This is a genomic window from Amycolatopsis sp. NPDC059027 (assembly GCF_042739735.1).
Lineage (GTDB): Bacteria > Actinomycetota > Actinomycetes > Mycobacteriales > Pseudonocardiaceae > Amycolatopsis.
The window spans coordinates 1-25,037 of the sequence record NZ_JBHYIK010000060.1 but is presented as its reverse complement, the minus strand read 5'-3'; the positions used below and the strand labels follow the sequence as shown (position 1 = coordinate 25,037).

Sequence of the window (25,037 nt, the reverse complement as noted above, 5' to 3'; positions counted from 1 at the left end):
GGTGGTCACGTCGCAATCACGCGGGGCTGGATGGTGAGCACGAGCGGCGGCACAGCGGGTGGCAGGCAGGAGCCGTCGCCCTTGCCCGGCCCCGGCGGGGCCTGCAACGCGATCGGCTGGCCGTTCACCATGACCCGTGCCGAAAGGTTCTGCCATAGCACGGTGGCGCAGATCGGCACCGAGCAGCCGGTGACGGCCATCTGGTCGGCGGCGGCCTGCACCGGCAGCCCGGTGACCTGCACGCGGGGCGGCGAAACGGGCACCACGGTCACCTTTCCGCCGTGCGGGCAGGTCAGCACCGCACCCTGGTGCAGAATGAAACCAGGCATCACGGCCCCCTCAGCTCAGCACGGTCAACGCGCCGAGGTTGACGTTGACGAGCGGTCCGGGGCCGAGGGTGATCGTCGCGCCCTGGCCGTTCGAGATCTGGATTCCGGTGTCGTTGATCGCGATGAACGCGGCGCCGTGCCGGATCAGGATGCCGCCGGGCGCGGGCCCCGGGGTGTCGCTGAGCGAGATCGCGTTCTGCGGCGAGGTCGCCAGGACCACCGCGGGCACGCCCGGCGTCATCGCCAGTGCCTCCGCGGGCATGTCCTCGGGCCCGCCGCGCAGGAACCCGGTCCAGATCGGCCGTTCGGGATCACCCTGCTCGAACTCGACCCACACCTTGGCGTTCGGCTGCGGCGTGACGAACATGCCACTGGCCGTGCCCGCCAGCGGAGTCGCCGCCCTCGCCCAGAACGCCGGGATCGCACCCAGCACGTCGTCCACCTTGACCAGCAGCCTGCCCTCCTGCAGTGGATCCACATTGGACACCACGGAGCCGCGGAACTTCCCGACGAACTTGCCGACCTCACTCATGCGATCGCCTCGCTCCGCGACACAGTGTTCAATCCCTTTTGGCGCATGACATCCTCGATTCGCTCGCAAGCGTCGCTCATACGCTCACCTCTTCCAGAAGGGGCAGCAGCCCGTCCCTGCTCAGCGAGAAGCTCTGCTTGTACTCGCCGCGTTTGATCTCGTGCGTCACCTTGGTGACGAAATACAGTCCGTCGTAAGCGGCTCCGACGCCGCGCACGCCGACGAGCCGCCGCGCCTTGAGCACATGCCCGTACCGCAGGACGTCGAGCTTGCCCTGTCCGCTGATCGCGTCCAGCGACTTCGCGGAGTGCGCGAGTCCGTACAGCAGACCTTCGGGCAGGCTCTTGTTGGCGCCGAAATCGATCTTCTGGTGCTTCAGCTTGAGTGCCGGCCGCGCGGCCAGCGGCGGGCGCAACAGGCTGACGTCCGGGATCGGGATCGGGAACCCGATGCCGGTGTGCGGTTCCACCTCGATGATCGAGTACTGGGTGGCGGACAGCCCGTCGAAGGCGAACGACATCGATTCGGTGTTGGACGCCGCCCCCATGTTCACCGACAGCGCGGGCTGCATGAGCCCGAACCGGGCCTCCGGGCCCCAGTAGGCGATGTTCGTCCCGATCTCCGGCCCGGGTTCGATGAAGAACACGTGCCCGGCCCGCGTCGCCAGATACTTGATGTACTCGAGGTCGGTGTCGCTCTGGACGCCGTTCCGGCGCACGGCCGGTTCGACCGGGTTGAACACCGACGGGACGGCGATCGGCGCGATCCCGTACATGGCGTGTTTGAGGCAGATCAGCTCGACCTGGGCGAAGTACGGCAGTTCCGGCCAGATGAACTCGACATGGACCATGTCGAACACCGCGGTCATGTCCAGCCCGGTGACCGTCAGCGTCGAAGCGCCGGGGGTGTCACTGGGCCCGACCTCCTGGCGGGTGATGATCCCGTCCATCACCACGGTCTGCTCACCCCGGATGATCGTGGCGATCACCACGCGGCGGCCGGGGTCGAAATAGCCCATCGGCAGCAGCGTCGTGGTGAGCGCCGATCGTTTGCTCACCGCGAAGCTCAGCTGGAACCCGCCCTGTTCCCCGGTACCGGTGTGCACCGAGACCGACTGCAGCGCCTCGATCACCTCGTGCGGCGCCCGCTCCGGCAGGATCCCGCCGATCAGCAGGAGCAGCCGCATGTTCTCAGCCATTGCCGGGCACCGCCAGCGGGAAGCTGCCGCCCGGGGTGCCGGGCGCCAGGGTGATCCGCAGCTTCCGTCCGGGGTCGACGGTCAGCGCGGCCGGGTCCATCGCGCGGTTGGCGTCGGCGACCTGCCAGAACCGTTCGGCGTCGCCGAGTTCCTTGGCGGCGACGTTGTCCAGCCGCTCCCCCGGTTTCACCGTGTGCTCGCCGATCTGGGCGAGGTCCTCGGGGTGCGGGAGGATACGACGGCGCAGGTACACGATCTTGCGGCCGTCCGCGGTTTCGTGGACGGCGGTCGGGATCCCCTGGTAACGGCTGGTGGTGGCGAGCATGACGGTCTCCTAGATCGTGGTGAGGCCGACGTCGGCGATGGGCCGCTGGGCCTTCTTCGCGAGAGTTTCCTTCTGGCCCTGGTAACCGAGGTAGAGCCGTCCTCCTTTGTGGACATACCCGAGGTCGTCCACGGTCAGCACCCGCACGCCGACGCTCACCTTCGCCCTGATCGGGCTGAGCGCGGTGTCGAACGCCTCCTCGGTGACGCTGAAGTCGGTGATCCGCACCGGCACGAGACGGTGGGGGCCGAGCACCAGCACCAGCAGCGGCGCCTCGACGGGCGCGATCTCCAGTTGTCCCTTACCGGCCAGATCGTCCTCATTGGACAGTTGAACGCTGGTCGGGTAGATCGTCAGCTCCAGCGAGGACAGCACCGGCAGCAGCCCGTCGGGATAGGACTCCGGGTGCTCGGTGGCGTCGAACTCGGCGTCGAACTTGTAGGTCTCGTGCGGCGGTCCCTTGAGCCGCAACGCTTCCAGCCGGTCCCCCGGCTCGCTCCCGATCCCCTGCGGCTGCAGCGTCCTGGTCAGCGTGTCCGGGTTGAACTGGAACGGGATCGTGTTCATCGGCGTGCCGTCTTCCGGGTTCAGCAGCACGAACCCGCCCCGCACCGACCTTCCCGCTTCGGGAAACGTCGTCATGGTCATCGTCTCCGTTCAGAAGGGAATCTTCCCGTGCTGAATGCCTTCGCGGATTTCGTGCAGTGCGCGCGGGACATCCCCCGGATGCCCGCGCAGGATGTCGGTGATAGCCCGGATGTATTTCTTCGTATGGATCTTCGAGTGGATGAGTCCGAGATCTCGGTTGACGACCAGTTCGGTCTCGGGTAGCCAGATCCCGTTGGCGGCGTCGTTGATGTCGATGTGGGCTCCCTTGAGGATTTCCCGAGCTTCACGAGCCTCCGCCATCCCCTTCGGCACGATGTGGTGCGCAGCATGACCGGCAGGCCGGGCACCGATCTCACGCTCCAGGTTCTTCGCGAGCAACGTGGCGTCTGACAGCTCGCTCAGCATTCGTTGATCGAGGTGCGGCCGATCGCCGATGTTGTGGGTCCCCTCGGGCAACTCGGTGCGCGAACCCAACCGGCCCGCTTCGGCGAATTCCTGTTCGACTTCCTCTGCGACCGAGCCCGCCGTACCAGTACCTCGGCGGCCGACCACGTCGATCGGCTTTCCGGTGGTGCCCGCGCGTCCACCGACCGACCGTCCTACCCCCACCGTTCTTCTTGGCTGGGTCGGAGGTCGTCCACCGCCTCCGGCAGCCGAGGCGGTGGTGCGAGGACCGCGCAGTCCCCCGACCGGGCCTTCGGTTCCGGTCGCGGCGAGCTCGGCGATCGCGTTGTCGTTGGCCGCTTCCACAGCACTCAGTTCCGCAGGCACCGCGCCCACGACCGGCGCTGCCGCGGCCTCCGCCTCGGCAGTGAGTGCCGCCTCTTCCAGCGGCGTGCTCATCCGGCGCAGCCACGAGACCAGATCCCGGAGCACATCGGCGAGCGGCCCGGCACGCAGCCGTCCGGCCGCGCCCGCGACGGCTTCCGCGACTTCGGCCAGCCGGGGCGCGAGCGCGCGGAGCACACTCGCCCGTTCGACGGCGCCGGCCACGCGTGCGCCGAGTTTGCCCGCCAGTACGCCAATGCCCTTGACCGCGTTGCCGATGGCATCGGTCGCCGCGAACATCAACGCCTCGAACAGAACCGTCCCGGCGACATTGCCGACGTTACGGCCGAGCTGCGGCCACGGCTGTTCGAGGAAGCCCAGCGATTCCCCGGCCGCGCGGCTGCCCAGCGAGCGAGCCTGGGCGAGGCCCGCTTGGAGGAGCCCGTCGAACAGCTCGCTCAGCGCCCGCAGCGAGGCCGCCGGGTCAGCCGCGAGCGCCGCACCGACGCTCCGCAGCCGCTGCCCGAGCACGTCACCCTCCCCAGCAAGCCTGAGGAGCCTCGGCCCGTAGGTCATCGCCAGCTTCGGCAGGTTCTCCGCGAGGTAGCGGTCGATCCTGTAGGGCAGCGCGACCAGGAAGACGATTCCCTCGACCGTGCCCTTCAGGGAGTTCCAGAGACCTTCGGCGATCCCGATCCCGTAGCCGCGGGCGTACTGCCACTTGTCCTCGAAATGGCTGATCGGGCTGGCCAGTTCGTCGAAGCGGGCCCGGATCGCGGCGAGCCGCTCCGGTGGCTGGTCGAGCAGTGTCCCGGCGAAGCCCCGGAAGAATTCGCGGCCGAACGGCCAGGCGTTCTCCCCGATCAGGCTCGAGGCGACCGTGTTCAGCGCCGCACTGTCCAACCAGGACAGTTCGGAATGGACAGTTGCCGTGCCTGCCGGGTCACCGTTCTCCGGTGCGCAGTGGACACCCGCCGGCATCGCGGACAGCACCGGCATGGGGCCACCGGAGCCGACCGCACGGGCCGCCGCCTGCGCCTGCTGTTCGGCCGGTTCGTGTGCTGTGCCACCGTGGAGCGCACCACCGGACGACACGTGGCGCTGCTGCACGACGTGCGCGAGTTCGTGGGCGAGTAGCCGCTCACCCGCCGGAGTGTGCGGCGCGAACCTGCCCGGAGCGAAAACGATGTCCTGCCCGACGGTGAAGGCGCGCGCGGATAGTTCACGGCTGCGCACCGTCTCGTCGGCGTGCACTCGGACGCCGCTGAAATCCGTGCCGAAGCGTCGTTCCATCACGGCCCGCACGTCGGCGCGCAACGGCTCCCCGTGCGCGTCGTCGAGTTCTTCGACGGGGAATCTCCGGGCGGAGAACCGAGCCGGTTGTCCGGTCCCCGCCTTCGTCTCGGCGTGTGCTCTCACCGTCCACCTCCGCCGGAGCCGTGGCCGACCGCCCGGTACACCGATCCGGCGATGTCCTTGCCCAGCGCGGACGGCGAGCCGGACCGTACCTCGGGAGCGCTGACCCGTCGCTGTCCCCGCGACCCGGACCACGTCGAGGACGGCGCCGTCGCGACCAGCCGGGCCAGTTCCGCTTGCAACGCCTCACGGATCGCGCGCGCGTCGGACGGCGATCCGACGCCGTCGAGCACGACGCGGTCGATGCGCAGGTGGATCTTCACGATGTCGCCTCCCATGCGAAATCCCGGGCGCGCGTCGGCAGTTCGAGCTTCTCGAACTCGGCGCGTGCCGCGTCCAGCACGATCGGCATGGTGATGCCGGAACCCCTTGCCGCGGCGAGGAAAGCGGCGTTGAGCGCGATGTTGCGGGTCATCCCGCCCGAGGTCTGCAGCTGCGCGAGCCGGTCGAAGTCGAGATCCTCGCGCGGTGCCTTCTCCGGGAAGGCCCGCAGCCAGATCTCCTTGCGCTCCGCCGTTCCCGGGAAGGAGAAGTCGACGATGAACCGCAGCCGCCGCAGGAACGCGCCGTCCAGCGCGCCGCGCATGTTCGTGGCCAGTATCGCGAGACCGCAGTAGGCCTCCATGCGCTGCAACAGGAAGTTGATCTCGATGTTGGCGTAGCGGTCGTGGGAGTCCTTGACCTCGGTCCGCTTGCCGAACAACGCGTCGGCCTCGTCGAAGAGCAGGATCGCGCCGCCGCCCTCCGCCGCGTCGAACAGCCTGCGCAGGTTCTTCTCGGTCTCGCCGATGTACTTGCTCACCACCGCGGACAGGTCGATCCGGTACAGGTCCAGCCGGAGCTGCCGGGCGAGCACCTCGGCGGCCATCGTCTTGCCGACCCCGCTCGGCCCGGCGAACAGCACGCTGACCCCGAGCCCCCGGGTGATCCGGTCGCCGAACCCCCAGGCGTCGTACACCTTGGCGCGCTGCGGGACCTGCTCGGCGATCCGCCGCAGCAGGGCCAGGCCGTCCGGCGGCAGCACGATGTCCTCCCAGCCGACCTTCGGCTCCAGCCGCTGGGCGAGCGAGTCCATTCTCGGCCGCGTACGCGCCCGGCACACCCGCCACGCCTCGGCGGCGTCTCCGCCGGAGACGGCCGCGACGTCGAGGATCGCGGGCACTTCAAGGGCGAACTGTGCGGCGAGCGAGTCGATCTCCGCCTGCGACGCGGACGGCCCCAGTACGGACCGCCAGGCCACCACCCGCTCGGCCGGCGTCGGCGGCTCGACGTCCAGCACGAGCGACTGCCTGCCCAGCTCCGACCAGCTCTCCCTGGCCGCGAAAACCGTGGGACAGCTGATCCGGCCGAGGAACCGCGTCACCGACGCGTGGGTCTGGCCGGCATCGTCGACGGCCCCGCCGTCTTCGACGTCGAGATACAGTGCGAGCGGCAGCAACTGGGCTTCCCGCTGCCACAGGCGCGCGAGCTCGTCGAGTTCGGTGGGCGCGGTGGGCAGCAGGGTCGCGGAGAGCCGCTGGACGATCATGCCGCGGCTCAGCGCGGCGTGCGCCGCGACGAGCCGCTTGCCCTGCTCGTCCGCGCCGGCGAGCTGGACGACCGGTCTCGGCCCCGCGGCGTGCCAGTGCCTGCCGATCTCGTCGACGACCGCCTGCTGCGACGGCGGCAGCGCGGTTCCCACCGCCGGGTCGAGCCGCGAGACCAGCGGCGCCAGCCGGTCGTCGAGATGGTTCAATCCCTTGAGATAGTTGACGATCCGCTCGTCCACCCGCAGCGGGCTGCCAACCACGCCCTGCGCCGTGCGGCCGGTGAGCTCGATCAGCCGCCAGTAACGCAGCCCGCGGTGCGGCGACACGACTTCCCACGCGGCGCCGGGCAACAGGCTCATCGCCAGCCCGAACGTCGGGTAGGTCATCGCCGGGTTTCCTTGCGCCGCGGCACACAGCGCGGCGATCGGCGGGTCGAGTTCGACCGCGGCACACAGCAACAGGGTGTCGCGCTCGAAACGGGTCAGCTCCAGCCGTTCGGCCAGTGCGACGAGCGCGGGCGGCGGGTTCGACGCCTCGGCCTGCCGGACGGCGTCGGCCGCGGCGGCGAGCTGATCCGCAGTGACCCGTTCCCGCGGCGTGGCAGGGGCCGGGAGTGCGGGAGCCGGTTCGTCGTGGCGGCCGAAAAGGCGTCTGCGTGGCGGTTCCTTCGGCGCGACGACGTCCGGTGTGGTTTCGCCCTGCTGCGGCTCGCTGTGCTGGATCAGCAGCAGGCGCAGCCAGGTGAGCGACGCGGACAGGAACCACGCGTTGGCCGCTTCCCAGTCGGTACTCGTCATGTCACAGTCACCACCTGCGTACCGTCGAACACCGGCCGCTCCCCCGACCGGTTGACCAGCTGGCTGTCGACCCCGCCGACACGCAGCCGCGCCGGATAGCGGCCCGGCTCCACACCGGTGAAGCGGAAGCGCGGGCTGTCGAGCGGCCTCGGGTTCTGGGCGTCCACGACCGGCGCAGCGGTGTGGGAGCCGAGCAGCAGGAAAACCGGCTGTCCCGGCAACGGCACGGGCGTACACGTGACGTCGAGGTCGAACGTGTGCTTCGGGCCGCCGTTCACCGTGCCCCCGAAACCGGCCGTCACCGTGGGCGCGATCGCGAGCGGGACGTCGTTGGTGACGGTGGTGCTCCGGTCGGTCCCGGTGCCCGAGGTGAGCCGGAGCGCGACCGACCATAACCCCGCCGGGTAGTCACTACCGGGGCGCGTGAGTCCGAAGTGGACTTCGGTGGCGGTCCTGGCGCCGACGTCGACGGCGACCGGCTCGGGCACCAGCGGATGCCGGAGCACGACTTCCACGGTGTCGGCGGTGAGGTTCTTCCCTTGCAGGGTAATGGTTTCGCCGGGCTTCGCGGACGGCTGAGCGTGCGCGGGAACGGCGGTGATCAGCTCCGGGAACGGCGAGGCGACGCTGCCGTCGGCGACCGGGCCGGTGTCGTTCCTGCCTCGGGCGAGCACCGGCACCGGGGTCCGGCGCTGCCGCCGGGAATCGATCAGCACGACCCGCGCCTCGAACGCGGCCGAAAGCCGGTAGGGCGTCTGGAAGGCCGACCACAGCGAGAAGATGTCCTTCTCCTCCAATGGCTGCCAGGTCAGCCGGACACGGTCCAGCTGCTGGTCGACGTCGCTGTAGTGCGGGAGATGCCGCAGGTCGGCACGGCTCAGCACGGGATGTTCGTGCACGGCGCGCACCGCGCCGCCGAGCATGCGGTGCGCGATGAGGTCGTCGCCGCCATGTACGTACGGCGTCAGGAGGTAGTGCAGCACCAGGGGGAGCGCCGGATCGGCCGTCTCGCCCGGCAGTACGTCCAGCGGATCCTCGTTGCGCAGCCCGGCGGCCACGTCGACCTGGTACAGATACAGGTTGACCTGCTCCGGCTGACCGGTGTCCACCTCGTGTGGCGGCAGCACCCGGACCAGTGCGCCGGACCGGACCTCGCTGACCCCTCGCTGGATGATCATCTGCAGGGTCTCGGTGACCGCCTCGATGGCTCGCGCGTCGCTCATCGCGAACCACCTCCCGCCCGTTCGCGCAGGTACTCGGCGAGCCCGAGCACCGGCTGTTTCGGGGTTTCCTTCCGTTGCGGTGCCGCGTTCTTCCCCGGCTCCGCGGTGGCCTTGACCTCGACCCTGCCGATGCTGATGTGCACGACGGGTTCGGCGGCCGGTTCCGCCTGCCGTGCCACCGGGGCGGCTTTTCTGCTCCGGCGCGCCGGGACCGTTGGCCGTTCGGCGTTTCGGGCGACGTCGGGAGGCTCGTCCGGTCGCGGCTCGACGGTCCGATCCGGCGCGACGACGGGATACGAGACCGGCTCGGCCATTTCCCGTGTGGTCACTGGAACCGGCCGGGTTCCGCTGTGACGTAAGGGAATCGGCATCTCCCGTGGGACGGTTCGCGTCCCCGCCACGACGGGCGCTTCCGGCACCCGGCCCGGCGGCACGACCAGGTGTTCATCCACAGTGGACTCTCTCGACGTGATCGGAAGCCCGGCCACGGGCGACGGAGGGGGCACCGCCCGCGGCTCGCGTGGTGCCGCGGCGGGCGCCGGTGTCGCCATGCGGGACAACGGCTCCGCCGGGGACGCGTCCTGAGGTCGCGCGGGGGCCGCGGTTTCCGTCTCGTCCGTCCGATGTGGACGATCGGGGCTGACCGCGCCCATCGGCGGGAGCGGTTCCGGTTCCCGCGCGGTCACCGGCTCGAAGAGTGTCGGCAGCAGCGGGCGGATGGTGGCTCCGCCCGCACGGCCGAGCAGGCGGTTCGCGAAGTCGGTCACGGTGTCACCTGTTCCAGGTAGAAGCGGCGGCGGGCCGGGCTCACCGCGAGCACCTCGCGTTCCGACCAGCCGTACCCGCTGGCGAGGACGTGCACGTCGTAGAGCAACCGCCGGGCGTAGGTGTCCATCTCTCCCCACAGGTAGGCCGTGATGTCGAACGGTGCGCGCCACTCGTGCCCGCAGCTCGCGCAGTCCAGCTCCAGCGCGATGTCGGCCTGCGGGTCACCGGCCGCCAGCGCGCCGGACAGGGCGTCGAGCACGGTGTCCGGCAGCTCGTCGCCCGTTTTCGTTTCCCCGTACGCGGTCGCCGTGATCACGCACCGCCCGAGGAGCCGCCGCCGCGCGTCCGGCGCCCGCGACGGCACGGCCAGCAGGTCCCGGCTGGTGACCGCCCGGAACTCGACCTCGTACCCGTCCGCCGAAACCGTGGTGGCGGACTCGGGCTCCCCGGCGCGGACGTCGTCCACGGTCAGTTCGAGTTCGAGTTCGCCCGCGCATTCCGGGCAGTCCACCGCGCACGGGAACACCGTGCCGAAGCAGGTTTCCCGGAGCGCGAGGACGAACTCCTCCCGCCGCCCGACGGACAGATCTGCGACCGAGGCCGGATCCGCGCCACCCGCCGTGGCGAGCGCCAGCGCACGCCGCACCGGCCCCTTCCCCAGCCCGGCCTCCCAGACCGCGAGCAGCCCGGCCTCGGTGAGCGCCGTCATGGTCAGGCGGGGTCTTCGAAGCCGACTTCGGGCGGTTCCGGCAGATCCTCACGGACCCAGCCCTCGTTCTCCAGCTTGATATGCTGGATGGCGACGGCGTTCGCGTTGGCGTCCAAATCGGACACCGGCTGGTACTCCGAGACCCAGCAGTTGAAGACCTGATAGGACAGCACCTTCTGCCCCGCCTCGTTGAACACGTCGACGAGCAGGTCGCGGCGGAAGTCCTTGAGCGAGGTCTCCAGCCCGCCCGAGGCGTTCGTGAAGCTCCACACCCGGTTCGCCCACTGCTCGAACACCTTGTCGTTGGTCACCCCGCGTTCGAGCGTGATCGCGTCGTACTCGGTGCGCCCCGGCAGTTTGACGCTGGTGCCCGGTGCGCCGCCGTCGCGGTGCTTGACCACCTCGGTGCTGCGCTTGAAACCGGTCACCTTGCTCACGCCCGCGATGTACTCGGTGCCCCCGGAGAACTTCACGCGGAAACGGAAGTTCTTGTACGGGTCGCGCCGCTTCGTCTTGCTGTCGGCCATGACTGTTTTCCTCCCTGGCCCTAGACCTGGATCTGGCCGGCGAGTTGCTGGATGTGGATGATCACGAACTCGGCGGGCTTGAGCGGCGCGAAACCGACCTGGATGTTGACGATGCCCTGATCGATCGTGTTCTGCGGATTGTTCGTGCTGTCGCAGGTGACCTTGTACGCCTCCTGCGGGGTGCGGCCCTGGAAAGCGCCCTGGCGGAACAGGTTGTTCATGAACGCCCCGACGTTGAGCCGGATCGACGCCCACAACGGTTCGTCGTTCGGTTCGAAGACGACCCACTGCGTGCCGCGGTAGAGACTCTCTTCGAGGAACAGCGCGAGCCGCCGGACCGGCAGGTACTTCCACTGGTCCGCGGCGAGGTCGGCGCCCTTGGTGGTGCGCGCGCCCCAGGCGACGTGGCCGAACACCGGCAGCTGCCGCAGGCAGTTCACGCCGAGCGGGTTGAGCCGCCCGTTCTCCGGGTCGGTCATCGTCACGGCCAGCGACGTGACGCCGTTGAGCGACGCGTCGGTCCCCGCGGGTGCCTTCCACACGCCGCGCTGGACGTCGGTGCGGGCCCAGACCCCGGCCATCACGCCGCACGGCGGGAACTCGCGGATGGCGTTCTTCTGGCTCGGATCGGCCAGCTTGATCCGCGGGAAGTAGACGGCCGCGTTCTTGGCCAGGTCACCGGTCACCGGCAACCCGGCGCGAGCGCCCGTCGCGGCCTGCTCCACCGTCCCCCAGCTCGTCGGCGGGTCGAGCAGGAGCATCGACCGGTGCTTGACCGCGTAAGCCGCCGCGTCGGGAACGATGCTGATCGGCTTGCCGACCTGGCCGAGGTCGCCGGGCAGGCAGATGATGTTGACGATGTCGGCCTTGAGCAGCTGGTACAGGCCCTTCTTGTCCCGTTCCCCGGTCTTGCCGCCGAGGTAGTTGTCCACCCCGGGCGCGTCGCCGTCGGCGCCCTCGACCGCCTCGGTGTACCAGGCCTTCTCCAGGGCGGCGCTGCCCTTGGTGTCGTCCCGGAAGGGGTCGGCCCCGACCGCGGGACCGATCGGCTTCTTCTGCTCGTCCAGCTTGCCTTCCGGAACGTGTTCGTTCGGCAGCACGGTCTGCCCTGCGATGTCCTCTTCGACCGTGCTGACGAGACGCGAGGACGCGAGGACCTTGACCAGGCCGTCCGGATCGGTCGGGTCCACGTTGACGTTGAGGTAGCGCTCGGTGATCCCGGTGGTCTTGTCCCGGATGGTCAGGTTGTAGGTGGTCCGGGTTCCGCCCTCGGCCGGTTTGACGAAGGTGTCGTAGTCGACCCGGACGCGGAGGTTGTCCTTGGCCCACTGGCCTTCACTGGCCGCGTGCAGGGTGACCTTGGCGTCGCCCGCCTTGTTCTTCAGCTCGACCTTGGCCTTGACCGCTTTTTTCGGAGCGGGGTTCTGCTTGTCTTCGTCCTCGGTGTTGTGGTCGCGGACGATGCGGACGATCTCCGCCTCGCTGCCGCCGTTGAGATAGAACTGGTAGACCGCGTGGCTCATGTCGCTGGTCTTGTCCAGCCCGCCGAACTCGGCCTCGTAGTCGGCCCAGCTGGTGATGTGCACGGGCCGGTCGGTGGCTCCCCGTGGCGCGGTGCCGATGAACGCCGCGACCGACGTCGGCACCCCGATGATGGTGCGTACCGCGCTCGGCAGTTCGTCGATGTAGACGCCCGGAAAGGTAGGACTGATGGGCATGGCCATGGCTCCCTTCGCAAGGCCGTCTTCGCAAAGGCCCTTGTGCCCGCTCACCTTCCGGGTGGTGCGTCACCGTGGCGTCACCACCCGCGCGCGTCGCCCATCCGTTATCCGCGTGACGCGGCGGTGACATCACGACGGGCACACTCCGCCGATGCCGTCCGGAGGAGGCCCGGTGGACGAACCAGCCGACAGCGAGCGAGCGGCCGTCCTCGTGATCCGGCTGTGGACCGAGGCCGGCGGCGGGTTCCGCGCCCGGCTCGTCGGGGTCGGCGAACTCCCTTACGGCGCACCGAAGAGCGCGGTCGCGAGTACCGCGGACGAACTCGTCGAGCTGGTACGCGGCTGGATCGGGGACGTCGCCGGGTAAGCGGTTTCGCCGCTGTGAAACGCTGAGGACGCATCCGTCACAAGCGAGGAAAGATCCACCGTTGACCCACCACCCCGAGCCCAGCTATTTCGAACGGCTGGACACGCACCGCTTCGCCCCCACCGCCCACGCGGGCGGGGCCTGGCGGGACGACGAGCAGCACTTCAGTCCGCTGGGCGGCCTGATCGTCCACGAGATCGAACGCGTCCGCGCCCGTGAACAGCGGCCCAGCCTGCTGATCAGCCGCATCGGCTTCGACATCCTCGGCCGTATCGCGCTCGACGAGTTCGAAATCCACGTGTCCACGCCCCGGCCGGGCCGCACCATCGAACTGACCGAGGCCACCGTGGTCATCGCGGGACGTCCCGTGGTCAGCGCGCGCGTGTGGCTTCTGGCCCCGCAGGAAACCGGCATCGTCGCCGGCGGTGAACCCGCGCCGCTGCCACCGCCCGAGTCGCTGGCTCCCTGGGCGATGAGCGACCTGTGGCCCGGCGGGTACATCGCGTCACTGGACGTCCGCACGACCGGCGCGCCCCAGCCGGGACGGACCACCGCCTGGGTCTCTACCCCGATCGACCTCGTCGCGGGCGAGCAGCCGAGCCCGACGGCCTCGTACGTCGCGCTCGTCGACACGGCCAACGGCATCGCGGTGCGGCAGGAGCCGACCAAGTGGCTGTTCCCCAACGTCGACCTGTCGATCCACCTGCACCGCCTGCCCGAAGGCCGGTGGACCGGGCTCGACACCAGTGTCGTCTTCGGCGGTCACGGCCAGGGCGTCACCAGCACGGTGCTGCACGACGAGCGGGGACCGGTCGGCCGCGCGGAGCAGATCCTCACCGTCCGGCCCCTGGAGTCCTGATCTGTCCCGCTTCTACTCCTCGGGCCGACGCCCATGGAACCGGGCCAGGTGCCCCGCCGTCCACGCACGCGCGAACCCGGCGAGCACCTGCCCGGACCAGCGGCCGGAGATCTCGACATCCGTCCACAGTGGCATCTTCGCCCCGGCAAGACTGCCGTGGCTGATGTGCACGCGCGAGGCGTCCTCCGCCCAGCAGAAGACGAAGTGCGCGTACATGAACATCCACACCCGTGTCCCGGTGTTGTCCCGCACACATACCGGCCCCTCGACCGGATACGGCGTCAGGTAGACAACGTCATTCCTGCCGTTGCGATAGGTGTACTGTCTCGTGACTACGCGAGGTTCGAACGCGACGCTTTCGTCAGCTGTCGAAGGCACGAATCGCCTCCCTGACGAGCTCGGCGGAAGTTCGACCGCTCGCTCCCCCAGCCCCAGTTTCAACCCGGCAGCACAACGAATCTCGGGGCCCTGGAAGATCAGCGTTCCACGCTCGGACACATGCACCGTCGGCCAGCCTCGCGCATGGCTACCTTCCAGAATTTCCTTGATCTCCATGCGATTCACGCCAGGAGGCAGAATTCGGGTCGACAAGCACAGATCGCGGTTACCCGCGTGCCGACGTGAATTCCTGCGGCTGTAGTACTCCGAACGAGTCAGGACTTCTCCCGGAACTCGACGGCTATCTCCGCCAGCAAGGCTCGCATCTCGCACTCGAACACCGCATGGTCGGCGAAGTACTCGAACAGTTCTCGATGATCCTCCACATGGGACGGATCCCGGAGCGCGATCGTCCCCGCGAACGTTTCCATCGTCACCAGCCGCTCGTCGTAGACGACGAAGGTGTTCAGCGGCGACTTTTGCAGCTGTGTCGCAGCGGGAATGATTCCGAGACGCACCGACGGCAACCGGGACATCTCGATCAGCACGTCGATCTGCTCAACCATCAGCGCAGGGTTCACCATGGGAAACCGGATGGCATCCTCAGTGAGGACGAGAACGAACGCGGTATCGTTTCGTTCGACAAGCTTCCGCCGGTCCAGCTTTACGGCGACGAGCATCTCACGCTGAGCGGCGGTCGTCTTCTTGAGCGGATTCTCGAGATTGCTGCGGATATAGGACTCGGTCTGCAGGAAGCTGGGCAGGCTGGCTGGAAGGAAGTAGCGGACGGTCGTCGCCTGCTCGATCAACGCCCTCAGCGTGCGCTGAGTGTGGTCGATCCCGATCCGCCGGACCTGCCGTCTGCTCATAAAATCGACGTTGGCGGCGCTCGCCAGCCTCAGCAGTTGCTCCGCCTGCTCGGGCGGAACCGCCAGCGCACGCAGAACCCGATCGACGTCGGTGACGGCAGGAAGGATCTTGCCGGTCTCGATCCGGGAGATCTTCGATTGGCTCATATGTGTCTTGGCCGCGAGCCTTTCACCAGACAACCCGGCGGCGAGCCGGAGTTCCCGAAGAACGTCCGCCAGGTTGCGTCGTTCCTGTCCGGCGTCACTGGGCTCCAGCATCAGTACGAAGCCGCGTCCTCGTACTCCAAGAATGGCACGGAACACCGGCGCGAGTATTCGCGGTAGGACCGATACTCCTCGAGATCGGCTTCCGGGAGCAGTTCCCGTCCCACAACGCTCCCGTCTTCGGGTGAGTAATGCAGCCTGATCACGGCGTTCCCGTCGAGCAGCACGAAGTCGTAGTCCGGCAGATCCGCGGTGTCCACTCTCGAAGAGTCGAGAATCCGGAGGTCCTCCCCCACCAGCGCGGAGTGGTGGAAGAACGTGAAGGCGAAGCGAAGGTAGTCACTGACCGGCGGCCGGACAACCTGCACCCGCTCCACGCGCCTGCCGCCCTCGAGCCGCTCCTTCAGCCGCGCCAGCCGAGGATCTCCCGGATCGACATGCCGGATCCCGGACCGCATGAACTCGCGGAACGGCCCCTGTTCCCAGGGAACTCCGTAGACCTGGAGCGCCTGGAAACGAAACGACACGGACTTGAACTCGGTCATACGATCCCGGTATTCGTCCGCCGACAGCCAGTTTCCGCCGACGTCATGCGTGCCCTCAACCTGATACACGGGCCGCCTCCAGCAGCAGGGGTAGCGGAATCTCGACGATCGCCTCACCCGCCGAGACGTCCTTGCCCGGCAGCAGGTAGCCCTGCACGGCGATCGTCCTCCGGTCGGTCAGGTACACGGTCGGACAGACCTCGCCATCCTCGCAGGTTCCGGCGATCCTGGTCAGTGTTACCGGACGCTCCATAACCCCTCCTCGGTCTCGATGGGTCATAGGGTATCGACGGAGGGTGACAAGAATGGTCGCTAGTCGCGCCCGTGCATGAAGGTGACCCGAACGGGCCACCGGCCAAAACCGCTAGCCCCTGGCCGCACGGATGCGGGCGCCGATTCCGTCCAGAAGCCGCTCCAGGCCGTGCCGGAACCCGCGTTCCTGACGATCCCTGGCATGCGGCTCCCGCGCGTCCAGCCAAGCCCGCGCCACCAACGGAAACCGGCCGCCGTCGATGATCGTCCGGCCGTACCTCGCGTGCGCGGCCATCCACTGGTCCCAGTCACGGCCGGAGCGCCGGGTGGCGGCGCGATCGGCCAGTTCCCGGGTCACGTAGCCCAGCACGTACGCCTCGAGTGCCTCGATGAGCACGACCATCTCGTCGATACCCAGCCCGAGACCGTCCACCGCGCGTAGCGCGCGCTCCGTGGCGTAGAGCCCGTTCGGGCCGACCGACGGCCGGCCCGCGAGCGCGGTCATCCACGGGTGCCGGATCATCAGGCCCCGCATCCGGTGCGCGATCGCGGCGAGATCGTCCGGCCAGTATCCGCGCGGGGGCGGCAGTTCTTCCTCGCCGAGCACGGCGTCGTACATCAGGTCGAGGATGTCGTCCTTCGACGACACGTAGCGGTACAGCGAGGTCGTGCCGCTGCCGAGTTCCGCCGCGATCCGCCGCATCGACACCGCGTCGAGCCCGTCCGCGTCGGCGACCCGCACACCGGTCTCGGCGATGTCGGCGAGGCTGTGGGCGGGCCGGGGACCGCGAGACGCCCGGCCCGAGCGCAGCCAGATCACGTCGTCGCCGCCAGTGCCCGTCACCCGGACCTCCTCGTCAGTCACTGGGAACAGTGTGCGCAGTATGCTACCGTTCGAAACTGCGCACACTGTGCCCGGGTTTTCGGTCGAAGGGGGATCTCATGGACAACGACGTGATCGTGGTGGGTGCGGGCCCGGTCGGCCTGCTGCTGGCGGCCGAACTGAAACTCGCGGGTGCTCAGCCCGTCGTGCTGGAAGCCCGGCACGGGCTGAACGACGAGAAACGGGCACGTGGCATCGGGCCGCTGGCCACCGAGGCGCTTCGACGTCGCGGGCTCGGCGAGGAGATCGCCCGGCACGACGCGCAGGGCCGCGCCGACTTCGCCCGCGACCACGGCAGCGACAACGGCCACTTCGCGTCGATCCACAAGATCGACCCTGCCCTGCAGGACGAGCCCGGCCGGGAGCGGACGCTGATCTGGCAGCCCGAGCTCGAGAAGATCCTGGTCTCGTACGCGACCGGCCTCGGCGTGCCGATCCGGTACGGCCACCAGGTCACCGATCTCGGCCAGGACGAGGCCGGGGTGACGGTGACCGTGACGACCTCGCGGGGCGACCTGCAGCTCCGCTCGTCCTATCTGGCCGGCTGCGACGGCGGGCGGAGCACGGTCCGCGAACTCGTCCCGTTCGACTTCCCCGGCACGGCACCCATCATGACCGTCCGGCGGGCCGCGGCGCGGATCGAGGACACCTCCGCTCTGCCGCCGCCCGGCCGGAACGACCGCGGCACGCTCTTCTACGGCGGTGGCATGGTGGCCACGTTCGATTTCGAGGACACCGAACGGCGACGGGGCCCGATCAGCGCCGAGGAACTCGAAGCCAGCGTCCGGCGGGTGTCCGGGGCCGACGTGACCATCACCGAGGTGGGCGCGGGGTTGCGGTTCACCGACCAGGCCAGGCAGGCCGGCTCCTACCGCCTCGGCCGGGTCCTGCTGGCGGGGGACGCGGCACACGTTCATTCGCCGAGCGGCGGGCAGGGGCTGAACCTCGGCCTGCTGGACGCGGTCAACCTCGGCTGGAAACTCGCCGCGACGGTGGCGGGCACGGCACCCGCCGGGCTGCTCGACAGCTACCACCACGAACGTCATCCGGCCGGCGCCGAGGTCCTGCACAACACGCGCGCCCAGTCGGCGTTGCTACGGCCGGGGCCGCACAGCGACGCGCTGCGCGACATTGTCGCGGATTTGATGGACATTCCCGAGGTGAACCGCTATTTCGGCCGCATGCTGTCCGGGCTCGGGCTGCGGCACGACTTCCCCTACCCGGCGACGCATCCGCTGACCGGCAGGCCCTGCCCCGACCTCGAACTGTCCCTGCCGGACGGCGGCACCACCCGGCTGTACGACCTGACGCACGAGGGTGGACCGATCATGCTCCACCCGGCCCCGGCCTCACCGTGGACGGGTTTTGAATCCGTTGCCGTGACGTCGACCGGGAGAAACGATCTCGCCGCGGCGCTGGTCCGGCCGGACGGAATCGTCGCCTGGGCCGCGGCTCCCGGCCAACCGGACGACGCCACCCGGGAAACCGCGCTGCGGACGTGGATCGGCGATTCACGGCAGCGCACCAGCGAAGACTGAGCCGAACGGAGCAACCGACTACGGAATCCGGACAGCTACACCCGGTTTACGGGTGAAACTTACCGTCTTAATACGCCTTCTCGTTAGCATCCGCACATTTGTTCGTAGTTGCGCGTCCCGTTCGGGGCTCGAGCACCTCTCATCATCAAGTCCACAAGACGAGTGAGGTCGCCCGATGAGCACAGAGGGACTCTCGATTCCAGGTATCTCGATGGGCAGCCCCGGCGCGGGGGCCGCCGATCGGGTCAGGCGACGGGCCCTGACCGGGCTGTTCGCCTCGATGCGACGACCGGTGATGATGACGCTCGGCTTCGACGCGGCACTGGTGCTGCTGGCCGTGCTCGACGTGTGGCTGGTGGTCCCCGGCAAGGCCCAGCCGTACTCCACCTATCTCTCGGCGGCCGCGTGCCTCGCGGTCGTGTTCCGCCGCAAGTTCCCCTTCCTCGCCACGCTCGCCACCGTGCCCGGTTTCCTCGCCGGCTGGTCGCAGCTCGCCGCGATGATCAACCTCGGGATGCTCGCGACGCGCAGGCAGTCACACTGGCAGACGTGGGTCGGCGCGGCGCTGGTGTTCACCTGCCGCTTCGTGCAGTGGCCGCTGGAGGACTTCGCCAAGCTCAGCTGGCGTGAGCACATCCTCGACGGGATCTACGGCGTCCTCGTCGCCGGTATGCCGATCGCGATCGGCATGCTCATCGGGGCGCGGGCCGAGATCTCGAACAAGCTCGCGGAACTGGCCACGAGCCGCGACCGCGAGCGCCGGTTCCACGCCGACGCCGTCCGCGCCGAGGAACGCGCCCGGCTGGCGCGCGAGATGCACGACGTCGTCTCGCACCAGATCACCCTCATCGCGATGCAGGCCGGTGCGCTGCAGGCGCAGACCACCGACACCCGCTCGCTGGAGACCGCGCAGGTCATCCGCCAGCTGAGCACCCGCACCCTGGAGGAGCTGCGCTCGCTGGTCAGCGTGCTGCGTTCCGGATCGGACGACGACGGGCCGCAGCCGGGCATCAACGAGCTGGACCGGCTGATCCGCGCCACCGACGTCCCGGTGCACCTCACCGTCGAGCAGCTGCCGGAGTTCCTGCCGAACCAGGTGTCCGCCGCGGCCTACCGCACGGTGCAGGAATGCCTCACGAACGTCTACAAGCACGCGCCCGGCGCGACCGCGACCATCCGCATCCACGGCGAGCACGGCGCGCTCAAGGTGGAGGTCAAAAACGAACGCGCCCAACAGCCCGGTGCCGCCCTGCCCTCGGGAGGGCACGGGCTCACCGGACTGGCTGAGCGCGCTCGGCTGCTGGGTGGCAGCTTCGAGACGTCCGACACCGAGGACGGCGGGTTCCGGGTGCGTGCCCGGTACCCGCTCGACCGGTGAGGAGAAGTCTCAGATGAGCTCCCGGCGCTGGCGCAGACGCTCCAGCGCCTCGGCGAGGATGGCCTCGCCGTCGGCGTCGCTGCGCCGCTCCTTCACGTACGCCAGGTGAGTCTTGTAGGGCTCGGTCCGAGGCGCCGCGGGCGGGTTCTTCTCGTCCTGCCCGCCGGGGAGACCGCAGCGGGGGCAGTCCCACTCGTCGGGAATCTCGGCGTCCATCGAGAACGAGGGGCGAGCCTCGTGTCCGTTGGCGCACCAGTACGAGATGCGCCGCCGCGGCGCCGATTCACCCCGCTCCGATTCGCCCGAAGGACCGGCACCCACCCGAGTGCCCCGAATCGCATTACCGCCAACCATGAATCCTCACACCTAGGAGTCGGCGGCGCGCCCCCCACGGGCACGCCGAGTCACTCAGCGTCGATCAGACCTTGAGCAGCAGGCCGAGGCCCACGATGCTGATCAGCCACACGGAACCGAGCAGTACGGTGATGCGGTCGAGGTTCTTCTCGGCCACGCTCGAGCCCGCGAGGCTGGACTGCATGCCCCCGCCGAACAGCGACGACAGACCGCCACCTCGACCGCGGTGCAGCAGCACGGCCACGACCAGCAGCACGCTGGAGACGATCAACAGAATTTGCAGGAACAGCTTCATGTCATCCTCTGTGCTCATCGGAGAATGCAGGGGCACGGCGCAGGATCCACCGTACCCCTGGACTCGTCCAGTGCTGTGACGGACCGGATACACAGGTTACCCGGTCGTGGCCACGATCAGGGCAGCGGCCCGCCCGCAGCGAGTGCGCAGAGTTTGGTGAACTCGTCCCCGTCCAGGCTCGCGCCACCGACCAGCGCGCCGTCCACGTTCTCGCAGGCCACCAGGTCGCTGACGTTGTTCGCCTTCGCCGAACCGCCGTAGAGCACCCGGACACCGGCCGCGATCTCGTCGCCGTACTTCTCCCGCAGCGTCTCGCGGATGGCCTTGCAGACCTCCTCCGCGTCCGCCGGGGTGGCGACCTTGCCGGTGCCGATCGCCCAGACCGGCTCGTACGCGACGACCACGTTCGCGACCTGCTCGGTCTTGAGCCCCTTGAGCCCCTCGATCAGCTGCGTGGTGGTGTGCGCGATGTGCTCGCCCGCCTCGCGGACCTCGAGCCTCTCGCCCACGCAGAGGATCGGCGTGATCCCGTGCTTGAGCGCGGCCTTGACCTTCTTGTTCACCAGTTCGTCGGTCTCGGCGTGGTACTCGCGCCGCTCCGAGTGCCCGACGACGACGTAGCTGCAGCCCAGCTTGGCGAGCATCGGCCCCGACACGTCCCCGGTGTAGGCACCGGAATCGTGCGGCGACAGATCCTGCGCGCCGTAGGTGAACGACAGCTTCTCGCCGTCGGTCACGGTCTGCACGCTGCGGATGTCGGTGAACGGCGGAAGGAGCGTGACGTCGACCTTCGCGTAGTACTTCTCCGGCAGCGCGAAGGCGATCTTCTGCACCAGGGCGATGGCCTCGAGGTGGTTCAGATTCATCTTCCAGTTGCCGGCGATGAGGACCTTGCGTGCCACTTAGTTCTTCTCCTCCAGGGCGACGACCCCGGGCAGTTCCTTGCCCTCGAGGTACTCCAGCGACGCACCGCCACCGGTCGAAATGTGCGAGAACCCGTCCTCGGGCAGGCCGAGCTGCCGGACGGCCGCGGCCGAGTCGCCGCCGCCGACCACCGTGAACGCCTCGCTGGCGACGAGCGCCTCGGCGACGGCACGGGTGCCGCCGGCGAACGCCTCGAACTCGAACACGCCCATCGGGCCGTTCCAGAACACCGTCGCCGCGTCGGCCAGCTTGCTCGCGAACAGCTCGCGGCTGCGCGGGCCGATGTCGAGGCCCTGCCGGTCCGCCGGGATCGCGGCCGCGTCCACGACGTCGTACGCGGCGTCCGCCGCGAACTCGGTGGCCGCCAGCACGTCGACCGGGAGCACCAGCTCGACACCGCGCTTCTCCGCCTCGGCGAGGAAGCCCTTGACCTGGTCCAGCTGGTCTTCCTGCAGCAGCGACTTCCCGACCTCGTGGCCCTGGGCCTTGAGGAACGTGTAGGCCATGCCGCCGCCGATGAGCAGCCGGTCGACCTTGGTCAGCAGGTTGGCGATGACACCCAGCTTGTCGGACACCTTCGCGCCGCCGAGGACGACGACGTAGGGCCGGGCGAGGTCGTCGGTGAGCTTCTTCAGCACGTCCAGCTCGGCCAGCACGAGGCCGCCCGCGTACGCCGGGAGCACCGAGGCGATCTCGTAGACCGAGGCCTGCTTGCGGTGCACGACGCCGAAGCCGTCCGAGACGAACGCGCCGCCGGGCACGAGCGCGGCGAGCTCCGCTGCCAGCTCGGACCGGTCGACGGCGTCCTTGCTGGTCTCGCGCGCGTCGAACCGCACGTTCTCCAGCAGCACGACGCCGCCCTCGGCCAGCCCGGCGGTGAGCGCCTTGGCCGAATCGCCGACGAGGTCGCCGGCGAGCGGGACCTCGGCACCGAGCAGCTCGGACAGCCGCCTCGCGACCGGGGCGAGCGAGAACTTCGGGTCCGGCTCGCCCTTCGGGCGGCCGAGATGCGCGGTGACGACGACCTTGGCGCCCGCCTCGGCGAGCTTCTTGATCGTCGGCAGCGCGGCGCGGACCCGGCCGTCGTCGGTGATGGTCTCCGCGAGAGTCGCTTGCGGGCTCGAGCCATTGGCACTGTCGAGCGGGACGTTCAGGTCGGAACGCACGAGGACGTACCGGCCCTGAACACCGCCGCTCAGCAGGTCTTCGAGGTTCTTGACGGACATCGGGCTCAGGAGAGCTTCGAGCCGACGAGCTTGATCAGGTCCGCGAGGCGGTTGGAGTAGCCCCACTCGTTGTCGTACCAGCCGACGACCTTGACCTGGTTGCCGATCACCTTGGTCAGCGGCGAGTCGTAGATGCACGACGCCGGGTCGGTGACGATGTCCGCCGACACGATCGGGTCGACCGAGTAACGCAGGATCCCGGCCAGCGGGCCCTCTGCGGCGGCCTTGTACGCAGCGTTGATGTCCTCGACACTGGCGGACTTCTTCAGGGTGACGGTGAGGTCGGTGGCCGAGCCGGTCGGCACCGGGACGCGCAGCGCGTAGCCGTCCAGCTTGCCCAGCAGCTCCGGCAGCACCAGGCCGATCGCCTTCGCGGCGCCGGTCGAGGCGGGCACCACGTTCAGCGCGGCGGCGCGGGCGCGGCGCAGGTCCTTGTGCGGGCCGTCCTGCAGGTTCTGGTCCTGCGTGTACGCGTGGATCGTGGTCATCAGGCCCTGCTCGATGCCGAAGGCGTCGTTGAGGACCTTGGCCAGCGGGCCGAGGCAGTTGGTGGTGCAGGAGGCGTTCGAGATGATGGTCTGCGAGCCGTCGTACTTGTCGTCGTTGACGCCGAGCACCACGGTCAGGTCCTCGCCCTTGGCGGGCGCGGAGATGATGACCTTCTTGGCGCCACCGGCGATGTGCGCCTTGGCGGCGTCGGCGTTGGTGAAGAAGCCGGTCGACTCGACGACGACGTCCACGCCGAGGTCGCCCCAGGGCAGGTTCGCCGGGTCGCGCTCGGCGAGGGCCTTGATGGTCTTGCCGCCGACGACGATGCCCTCGTCACTGACGGTGACCTCCTCGGGGTAACGGCCGAGGATGGAGTCGTACTTCAGCAGGTGGGCCATCGTCGCGACGTCGCCGAGGTCGTTGAACGCGACCACTTCGATGTCGTGACCGCTCGCCTGCACGGCGCGGAAGAAGTTGCGGCCGATCCGGCCGAAGCCGTTGACACCTACGCGAACGGTCACTGCTGCCACTCCTTTGAGACTCGACCGGGGCCACCCCGGAAGATTTGCGGGCTCGGGCGCCACCCTAGCGTGCTGGCCTGGGCTTCTATCGCCGCCCCGACGAGACTTCCACCACTCGGCGAACGGGTCAAGAATCGATCCAGAAGGGGTGCGTGGTCCGCTCTGTCGTCACGTCAGCCCGCCAGCTCCCGTTCGAGCGGAGTGCGGAACCGGGGCACCACCCGGACCACGCCGAACCACCCGGCGAGCCGGTCCGCCTCCGCCTCGGCCGCGGCCTTCGCCTCGGCACCGATGTCCTCCAGCAGCCCGATCCGGACCTCACCGTCCGTACGCTGCGCCCACCCGCCGACGACGCGGCCGTCGCACCAGACCGTCGGCCCGATGTTGCCGCTGCGGTCGAACAACGCGGCCCGGTGCTCCCCCACGTACCAGTCGCGCGCCGCCCAGCCCATCGGCGTCGGATCGAGCGCGGGCAGCAGCGCCACCCACGGCCCAGGCTCCGCGACCGGTTCGAGGTCGTCCGCGAGCACCAGGCCGGTGCCCGACGGCGCGCCGCCGAGGCCGACCTCCACGGTGCCGAGCCTGGCGAGCGCCTGTTTCACCTGGCCCGCTGTCCAGCCCGTCCACCACCGCAGGTCTTCGGCGGGCGCGGGCCCGTACGCGTGCAGCCACCGTCTGGCGAGTTCGGCGCGGGCCGCCGGTGCCTCCCATTCCGTGAGACCGGCCGGGAGCCAGGTGCCGAGGGTGGCCCAGTGGTACTGAGTGCTGACCCAGCTCCCGCGCGGCCGCCCGCGCACGATCCGGCCGTCGGCACCCAGCAGGTTCAGCACCCGGCTGGTGACGTTGGCGACCGCTTCGTACGGTTTGCCCTTCGCCATGATCAGCTGCTGCCGCAGCCGTGGCTCGTCCTCGACGAGCACCTGCGCGGGAGCCTGCCCGCGCGCGGCGAGGGCCGCTTCGGTGGCCTGCTCGACTTCGGCCAGCCAGCGAGCAGCGTCCGTGACGTTCTCCGGATGCCCCTGTTCGGCGAGATGCTTGATCAGCAGCTTGCGTTGTTTCGCCGCCACATCGGGTGTACAGCCCGCCTGGATCAGCGCCGCGACCTCCAGGCCCGCGACGAACATCGTGCGCCGCATGCCGAGCAGCCGCAGCAGCCCGCGATCGGTGTAGAGCGCGCGCTCGACGTCCTCGACGGCGGTGCCCCGCTCCGCCAGCCGGGCGCGGGCGGAGAGGTACACCGTCGCCGGATCGGTCGCGTGCAAGGCGACGACGCCCTCGGCCGCCGCCTCGGCGGTGGCTGCCGGGGCGGCGAGGTGGTGGCGCACCGCGAGGCGGGCTCTGCGCTGGTCGATGGTGAACTTCGGGGTCACCCGATCTTCCTAACAGACGCCACCGACAACTTCCGCGTCCTCGCCCTGCCCAAGCCGGGAAATGTCCTTTGTGGATTTTTCCGTGAAGGCCTCCTTACCGGCGCCCAGTGCCGGTAAGGAGGCCTTCACGGCAC

28 protein-coding genes are annotated in these 25,037 nt (G+C 69.3%); 4 read left to right on the top strand and 24 right to left on the bottom strand.

Going from position 1 to position 25,037, the window contains the following annotated elements; all coding sequences use genetic code 11:
* Nucleotides 1-5 precede the first annotated feature (5 nt).
* The 13 genes from ACFWY9_RS33320 to ACFWY9_RS33260 form a co-directional block, all read right to left on the bottom strand.
* Nucleotides 6-329 (bottom strand): hypothetical protein, encoded by a 324-nt coding sequence (locus ACFWY9_RS33320; RefSeq protein WP_378340710.1) that lies wholly within the window; start codon nucleotides 327-329, stop codon nucleotides 6-8.
* 10 nt (nucleotides 330-339) lie between these two features.
* On the bottom strand, nucleotides 340-861 hold the full coding sequence (locus ACFWY9_RS33315) for a phage baseplate assembly protein V (RefSeq protein ID WP_378324858.1): 522 nt from the start codon (nucleotides 859-861) through the stop codon (nucleotides 340-342).
* A 76-nt stretch (nucleotides 862-937) separates the two neighbouring features.
* Complete coding sequence (locus ACFWY9_RS33310; RefSeq protein ID WP_378324857.1) at nucleotides 938-2,059, bottom strand: hypothetical protein; 1,122 nt, start codon at nucleotides 2,057-2,059, stop codon at nucleotides 938-940.
* Nucleotides 2,052-2,384 carry a LysM domain-containing protein gene (locus ACFWY9_RS33305; protein ID WP_378324855.1) on the bottom strand — a complete coding sequence of 111 codons (333 nt, stop codon included), beginning with the start codon at nucleotides 2,382-2,384 and terminating at the stop codon, nucleotides 2,052-2,054. Before ACFWY9_RS33305 ends, ACFWY9_RS33310 begins: the two co-directional genes overlap by 8 nt.
* Nucleotides 2,385-2,393: 9 nt before the next feature.
* A complete protein-coding gene (locus tag ACFWY9_RS33300; RefSeq protein WP_378340709.1) occupies nucleotides 2,394-3,026 on the bottom strand; it encodes a hypothetical protein in 633 nt (210 codons plus the stop codon).
* A gap of 15 nt (nucleotides 3,027-3,041) precedes the next feature.
* Nucleotides 3,042-5,180, bottom strand: a complete 2,139-nt coding sequence (locus ACFWY9_RS33295) for a DUF4157 domain-containing protein (protein ID WP_378340708.1) — start codon at nucleotides 5,178-5,180, stop codon at nucleotides 3,042-3,044.
* On the bottom strand, nucleotides 5,177-5,455 hold the full coding sequence (locus tag ACFWY9_RS33290; protein WP_378324852.1) for a hypothetical protein: 279 nt from the start codon (nucleotides 5,453-5,455) through the stop codon (nucleotides 5,177-5,179). Before ACFWY9_RS33290 ends, ACFWY9_RS33295 begins: the two co-directional genes overlap by 4 nt.
* Nucleotides 5,437-7,503 carry an ATP-binding protein gene (locus tag ACFWY9_RS33285; protein WP_378324851.1) on the bottom strand — a complete coding sequence of 689 codons (2,067 nt, stop codon included), beginning with the start codon at nucleotides 7,501-7,503 and terminating at the stop codon, nucleotides 5,437-5,439. The genes ACFWY9_RS33290 and ACFWY9_RS33285 overlap by 19 nt, the downstream gene beginning before the upstream one ends.
* Nucleotides 7,500-8,726 carry a DUF4255 domain-containing protein gene (locus ACFWY9_RS33280; RefSeq protein WP_378324850.1) on the bottom strand — a complete coding sequence of 409 codons (1,227 nt, stop codon included), beginning with the start codon at nucleotides 8,724-8,726 and terminating at the stop codon, nucleotides 7,500-7,502. Before ACFWY9_RS33280 ends, ACFWY9_RS33285 begins: the two co-directional genes overlap by 4 nt.
* A complete protein-coding gene (locus ACFWY9_RS33275; RefSeq protein WP_378324849.1) occupies nucleotides 8,723-9,493 on the bottom strand; it encodes a hypothetical protein in 771 nt (256 codons plus the stop codon). The genes ACFWY9_RS33280 and ACFWY9_RS33275 overlap by 4 nt, the downstream gene beginning before the upstream one ends.
* Nucleotides 9,490-10,203 (bottom strand): hypothetical protein, encoded by a 714-nt coding sequence (locus tag ACFWY9_RS33270; RefSeq protein ID WP_378324848.1) that lies wholly within the window; start codon nucleotides 10,201-10,203, stop codon nucleotides 9,490-9,492. Before ACFWY9_RS33270 ends, ACFWY9_RS33275 begins: the two co-directional genes overlap by 4 nt.
* A 2-nt stretch (nucleotides 10,204-10,205) precedes the next feature.
* Nucleotides 10,206-10,730, bottom strand: coding sequence for a phage tail protein (locus ACFWY9_RS33265; protein WP_378324847.1), 525 nt, complete (start codon nucleotides 10,728-10,730; stop codon nucleotides 10,206-10,208).
* Between the two features lie 20 nt (nucleotides 10,731-10,750).
* Complete coding sequence (locus ACFWY9_RS33260) at nucleotides 10,751-12,448, bottom strand: phage tail sheath family protein (protein WP_378324846.1); 1,698 nt, start codon at nucleotides 12,446-12,448, stop codon at nucleotides 10,751-10,753.
* A gap of 175 nt (nucleotides 12,449-12,623) precedes the next feature.
* On the opposite strand from ACFWY9_RS33260, the gene ACFWY9_RS33255 reads away from it, so the two are divergent.
* Together ACFWY9_RS33255 and ACFWY9_RS33250 are read left to right on the top strand one after the other, a co-directional pair.
* Entirely contained in the window at nucleotides 12,624-12,818 is a 195-nt protein-coding gene (locus tag ACFWY9_RS33255; protein WP_378324845.1) for a hypothetical protein, read from the top strand.
* 61 nt (nucleotides 12,819-12,879) lie between these two features.
* The gene (locus ACFWY9_RS33250; RefSeq protein ID WP_378324844.1) at nucleotides 12,880-13,677 is read left to right on the top strand and encodes a thioesterase family protein; all 798 of its coding nucleotides are present in this window, start codon (nucleotides 12,880-12,882) and stop codon (nucleotides 13,675-13,677) included.
* Between the two features lie 12 nt (nucleotides 13,678-13,689).
* Here ACFWY9_RS33250 and ACFWY9_RS33245 read toward each other — a convergent pair whose 3' ends face one another.
* The 5 genes from ACFWY9_RS33245 to ACFWY9_RS33225 all read right to left on the bottom strand — a co-directional run bounded on the left by ACFWY9_RS33245 (nucleotide 13,690) and on the right by ACFWY9_RS33225 (nucleotide 16,790).
* Nucleotides 13,690-14,055 carry a hypothetical protein gene (locus ACFWY9_RS33245; RefSeq protein WP_378324843.1) on the bottom strand — a complete coding sequence of 122 codons (366 nt, stop codon included), beginning with the start codon at nucleotides 14,053-14,055 and terminating at the stop codon, nucleotides 13,690-13,692.
* A gap of 275 nt (nucleotides 14,056-14,330) precedes the next feature.
* On the bottom strand, nucleotides 14,331-15,182 hold the full coding sequence (locus ACFWY9_RS33240; RefSeq protein WP_378340729.1) for a helix-turn-helix domain-containing protein: 852 nt from the start codon (nucleotides 15,180-15,182) through the stop codon (nucleotides 14,331-14,333).
* The gene (locus ACFWY9_RS33235; RefSeq protein WP_378340707.1) at nucleotides 15,182-15,742 is read right to left on the bottom strand and encodes a DUF6879 family protein; all 561 of its coding nucleotides are present in this window, start codon (nucleotides 15,740-15,742) and stop codon (nucleotides 15,182-15,184) included. Before ACFWY9_RS33235 ends, ACFWY9_RS33240 begins: the two co-directional genes overlap by 1 nt.
* Nucleotides 15,729-15,926, bottom strand: a complete 198-nt coding sequence (locus tag ACFWY9_RS33230) for a hypothetical protein (RefSeq protein WP_378324840.1) — start codon at nucleotides 15,924-15,926, stop codon at nucleotides 15,729-15,731. Before ACFWY9_RS33230 ends, ACFWY9_RS33235 begins: the two co-directional genes overlap by 14 nt.
* 111 nt (nucleotides 15,927-16,037) lie before the next feature.
* Entirely contained in the window at nucleotides 16,038-16,790 is a 753-nt protein-coding gene (locus ACFWY9_RS33225) for a TetR/AcrR family transcriptional regulator (protein WP_378324839.1), read from the bottom strand.
* A gap of 77 nt (nucleotides 16,791-16,867) precedes the next feature.
* On the opposite strand from ACFWY9_RS33225, the gene ACFWY9_RS33220 reads away from it, so the two are divergent.
* Nucleotides 16,868-18,346, top strand: coding sequence for an FAD-dependent monooxygenase (locus ACFWY9_RS33220; protein ID WP_378324838.1), 1,479 nt, complete (start codon nucleotides 16,868-16,870; stop codon nucleotides 18,344-18,346).
* A gap of 211 nt (nucleotides 18,347-18,557) precedes the next feature.
* The gene (locus ACFWY9_RS33215) at nucleotides 18,558-19,724 is read left to right on the top strand and encodes a sensor histidine kinase (protein WP_378324965.1); all 1,167 of its coding nucleotides are present in this window, start codon (nucleotides 18,558-18,560) and stop codon (nucleotides 19,722-19,724) included.
* A 9-nt stretch (nucleotides 19,725-19,733) separates the two neighbouring features.
* Here the strand turns inward: ACFWY9_RS33215 and ACFWY9_RS33210 are convergent, their stop codons facing one another.
* The 6 genes from ACFWY9_RS33210 to ACFWY9_RS33185 form a co-directional block, all read right to left on the bottom strand.
* Nucleotides 19,734-20,078: an RNA polymerase-binding protein RbpA gene (locus ACFWY9_RS33210; RefSeq protein WP_345387038.1), complete on the bottom strand. Its 345-nt coding sequence runs from the start codon at nucleotides 20,076-20,078 to the stop codon at nucleotides 19,734-19,736.
* A 64-nt stretch (nucleotides 20,079-20,142) separates the two neighbouring features.
* Entirely contained in the window at nucleotides 20,143-20,373 is a 231-nt protein-coding gene (gene secG / locus ACFWY9_RS33205; protein WP_378324964.1) for a preprotein translocase subunit SecG, read from the bottom strand.
* Between the two features lie 116 nt (nucleotides 20,374-20,489).
* Nucleotides 20,490-21,275 carry a triose-phosphate isomerase gene (gene tpiA / locus ACFWY9_RS33200; protein ID WP_378324837.1) on the bottom strand — a complete coding sequence of 262 codons (786 nt, stop codon included), beginning with the start codon at nucleotides 21,273-21,275 and terminating at the stop codon, nucleotides 20,490-20,492.
* Nucleotides 21,276-22,523 (bottom strand): phosphoglycerate kinase, encoded by a 1,248-nt coding sequence (locus ACFWY9_RS33195; RefSeq protein ID WP_378324836.1) that lies wholly within the window; start codon nucleotides 22,521-22,523, stop codon nucleotides 21,276-21,278. It abuts the gene before it with no gap.
* A gap of 5 nt (nucleotides 22,524-22,528) precedes the next feature.
* Nucleotides 22,529-23,533, bottom strand: coding sequence for a type I glyceraldehyde-3-phosphate dehydrogenase (gap, locus tag ACFWY9_RS33190; RefSeq protein WP_378324835.1), 1,005 nt, complete (start codon nucleotides 23,531-23,533; stop codon nucleotides 22,529-22,531).
* 173 nt (nucleotides 23,534-23,706) lie between these two features.
* Nucleotides 23,707-24,903 (bottom strand): winged helix DNA-binding domain-containing protein, encoded by a 1,197-nt coding sequence (locus tag ACFWY9_RS33185; RefSeq protein ID WP_378324834.1) that lies wholly within the window; start codon nucleotides 24,901-24,903, stop codon nucleotides 23,707-23,709.
* Nucleotides 24,904-25,037: the final 134 nt, after the last annotated feature.

What these genes read in the sequence shown, in the direction of transcription:
- ACFWY9_RS33320 (WP_378340710.1), bottom strand. Translation starts at nt 329, where the DNA reads ATGCCTGGTTTCATTCTGCACCAGGGTGCGGTGCTGACCTGCCCGCAC.
- ACFWY9_RS33315 (WP_378324858.1), bottom strand. Translation starts at nt 861, where the DNA reads ATGAGTGAGGTCGGCAAGTTCGTCGGGAAGTTCCGCGGCTCCGTGGTG.
- ACFWY9_RS33310 (WP_378324857.1), bottom strand. Translation starts at nt 2,059, where the DNA reads ATGGCTGAGAACATGCGGCTGCTCCTGCTGATCGGCGGGATCCTGCCG.
- ACFWY9_RS33305 (WP_378324855.1), bottom strand. Translation starts at nt 2,384, where the DNA reads ATGCTCGCCACCACCAGCCGTTACCAGGGGATCCCGACCGCCGTCCAC.
- ACFWY9_RS33300 (WP_378340709.1), bottom strand. Translation starts at nt 3,026, where the DNA reads ATGACGACGTTTCCCGAAGCGGGAAGGTCGGTGCGGGGCGGGTTCGTG.
- ACFWY9_RS33290 (WP_378324852.1), bottom strand. Translation starts at nt 5,455, where the DNA reads ATGGGAGGCGACATCGTGAAGATCCACCTGCGCATCGACCGCGTCGTG.
- ACFWY9_RS33285 (WP_378324851.1), bottom strand. Translation starts at nt 7,503, where the DNA reads ATGACGAGTACCGACTGGGAAGCGGCCAACGCGTGGTTCCTGTCCGCG.
- ACFWY9_RS33280 (WP_378324850.1), bottom strand. Translation starts at nt 8,726, where the DNA reads ATGAGCGACGCGCGAGCCATCGAGGCGGTCACCGAGACCCTGCAGATG.
- ACFWY9_RS33270 (WP_378324848.1), bottom strand. Translation starts at nt 10,203, where the DNA reads ATGACGGCGCTCACCGAGGCCGGGCTGCTCGCGGTCTGGGAGGCCGGG.
- ACFWY9_RS33265 (WP_378324847.1), bottom strand. Translation starts at nt 10,730, where the DNA reads ATGGCCGACAGCAAGACGAAGCGGCGCGACCCGTACAAGAACTTCCGT.
- ACFWY9_RS33260 (WP_378324846.1), bottom strand. Translation starts at nt 12,448, where the DNA reads ATGCCCATCAGTCCTACCTTTCCGGGCGTCTACATCGACGAACTGCCG.
- ACFWY9_RS33240 (WP_378340729.1), bottom strand. Translation starts at nt 15,182, where the DNA reads ATGCTGGAGCCCAGTGACGCCGGACAGGAACGACGCAACCTGGCGGAC.
- ACFWY9_RS33230 (WP_378324840.1), bottom strand. Translation starts at nt 15,926, where the DNA reads ATGGAGCGTCCGGTAACACTGACCAGGATCGCCGGAACCTGCGAGGAT.
- ACFWY9_RS33220 (WP_378324838.1), top strand. Translation starts at nt 16,868, where the DNA reads ATGGACAACGACGTGATCGTGGTGGGTGCGGGCCCGGTCGGCCTGCTG.
- ACFWY9_RS33215 (WP_378324965.1), top strand. Translation starts at nt 18,558, where the DNA reads ATGGGCAGCCCCGGCGCGGGGGCCGCCGATCGGGTCAGGCGACGGGCC.
- ACFWY9_RS33210 (WP_345387038.1), bottom strand. Translation starts at nt 20,078, where the DNA reads ATGGTTGGCGGTAATGCGATTCGGGGCACTCGGGTGGGTGCCGGTCCT.
- secG (WP_378324964.1), bottom strand. Translation starts at nt 20,373, where the DNA reads ATGAAGCTGTTCCTGCAAATTCTGTTGATCGTCTCCAGCGTGCTGCTG.
- ACFWY9_RS33195 (WP_378324836.1), bottom strand. Translation starts at nt 22,523, where the DNA reads ATGTCCGTCAAGAACCTCGAAGACCTGCTGAGCGGCGGTGTTCAGGGC.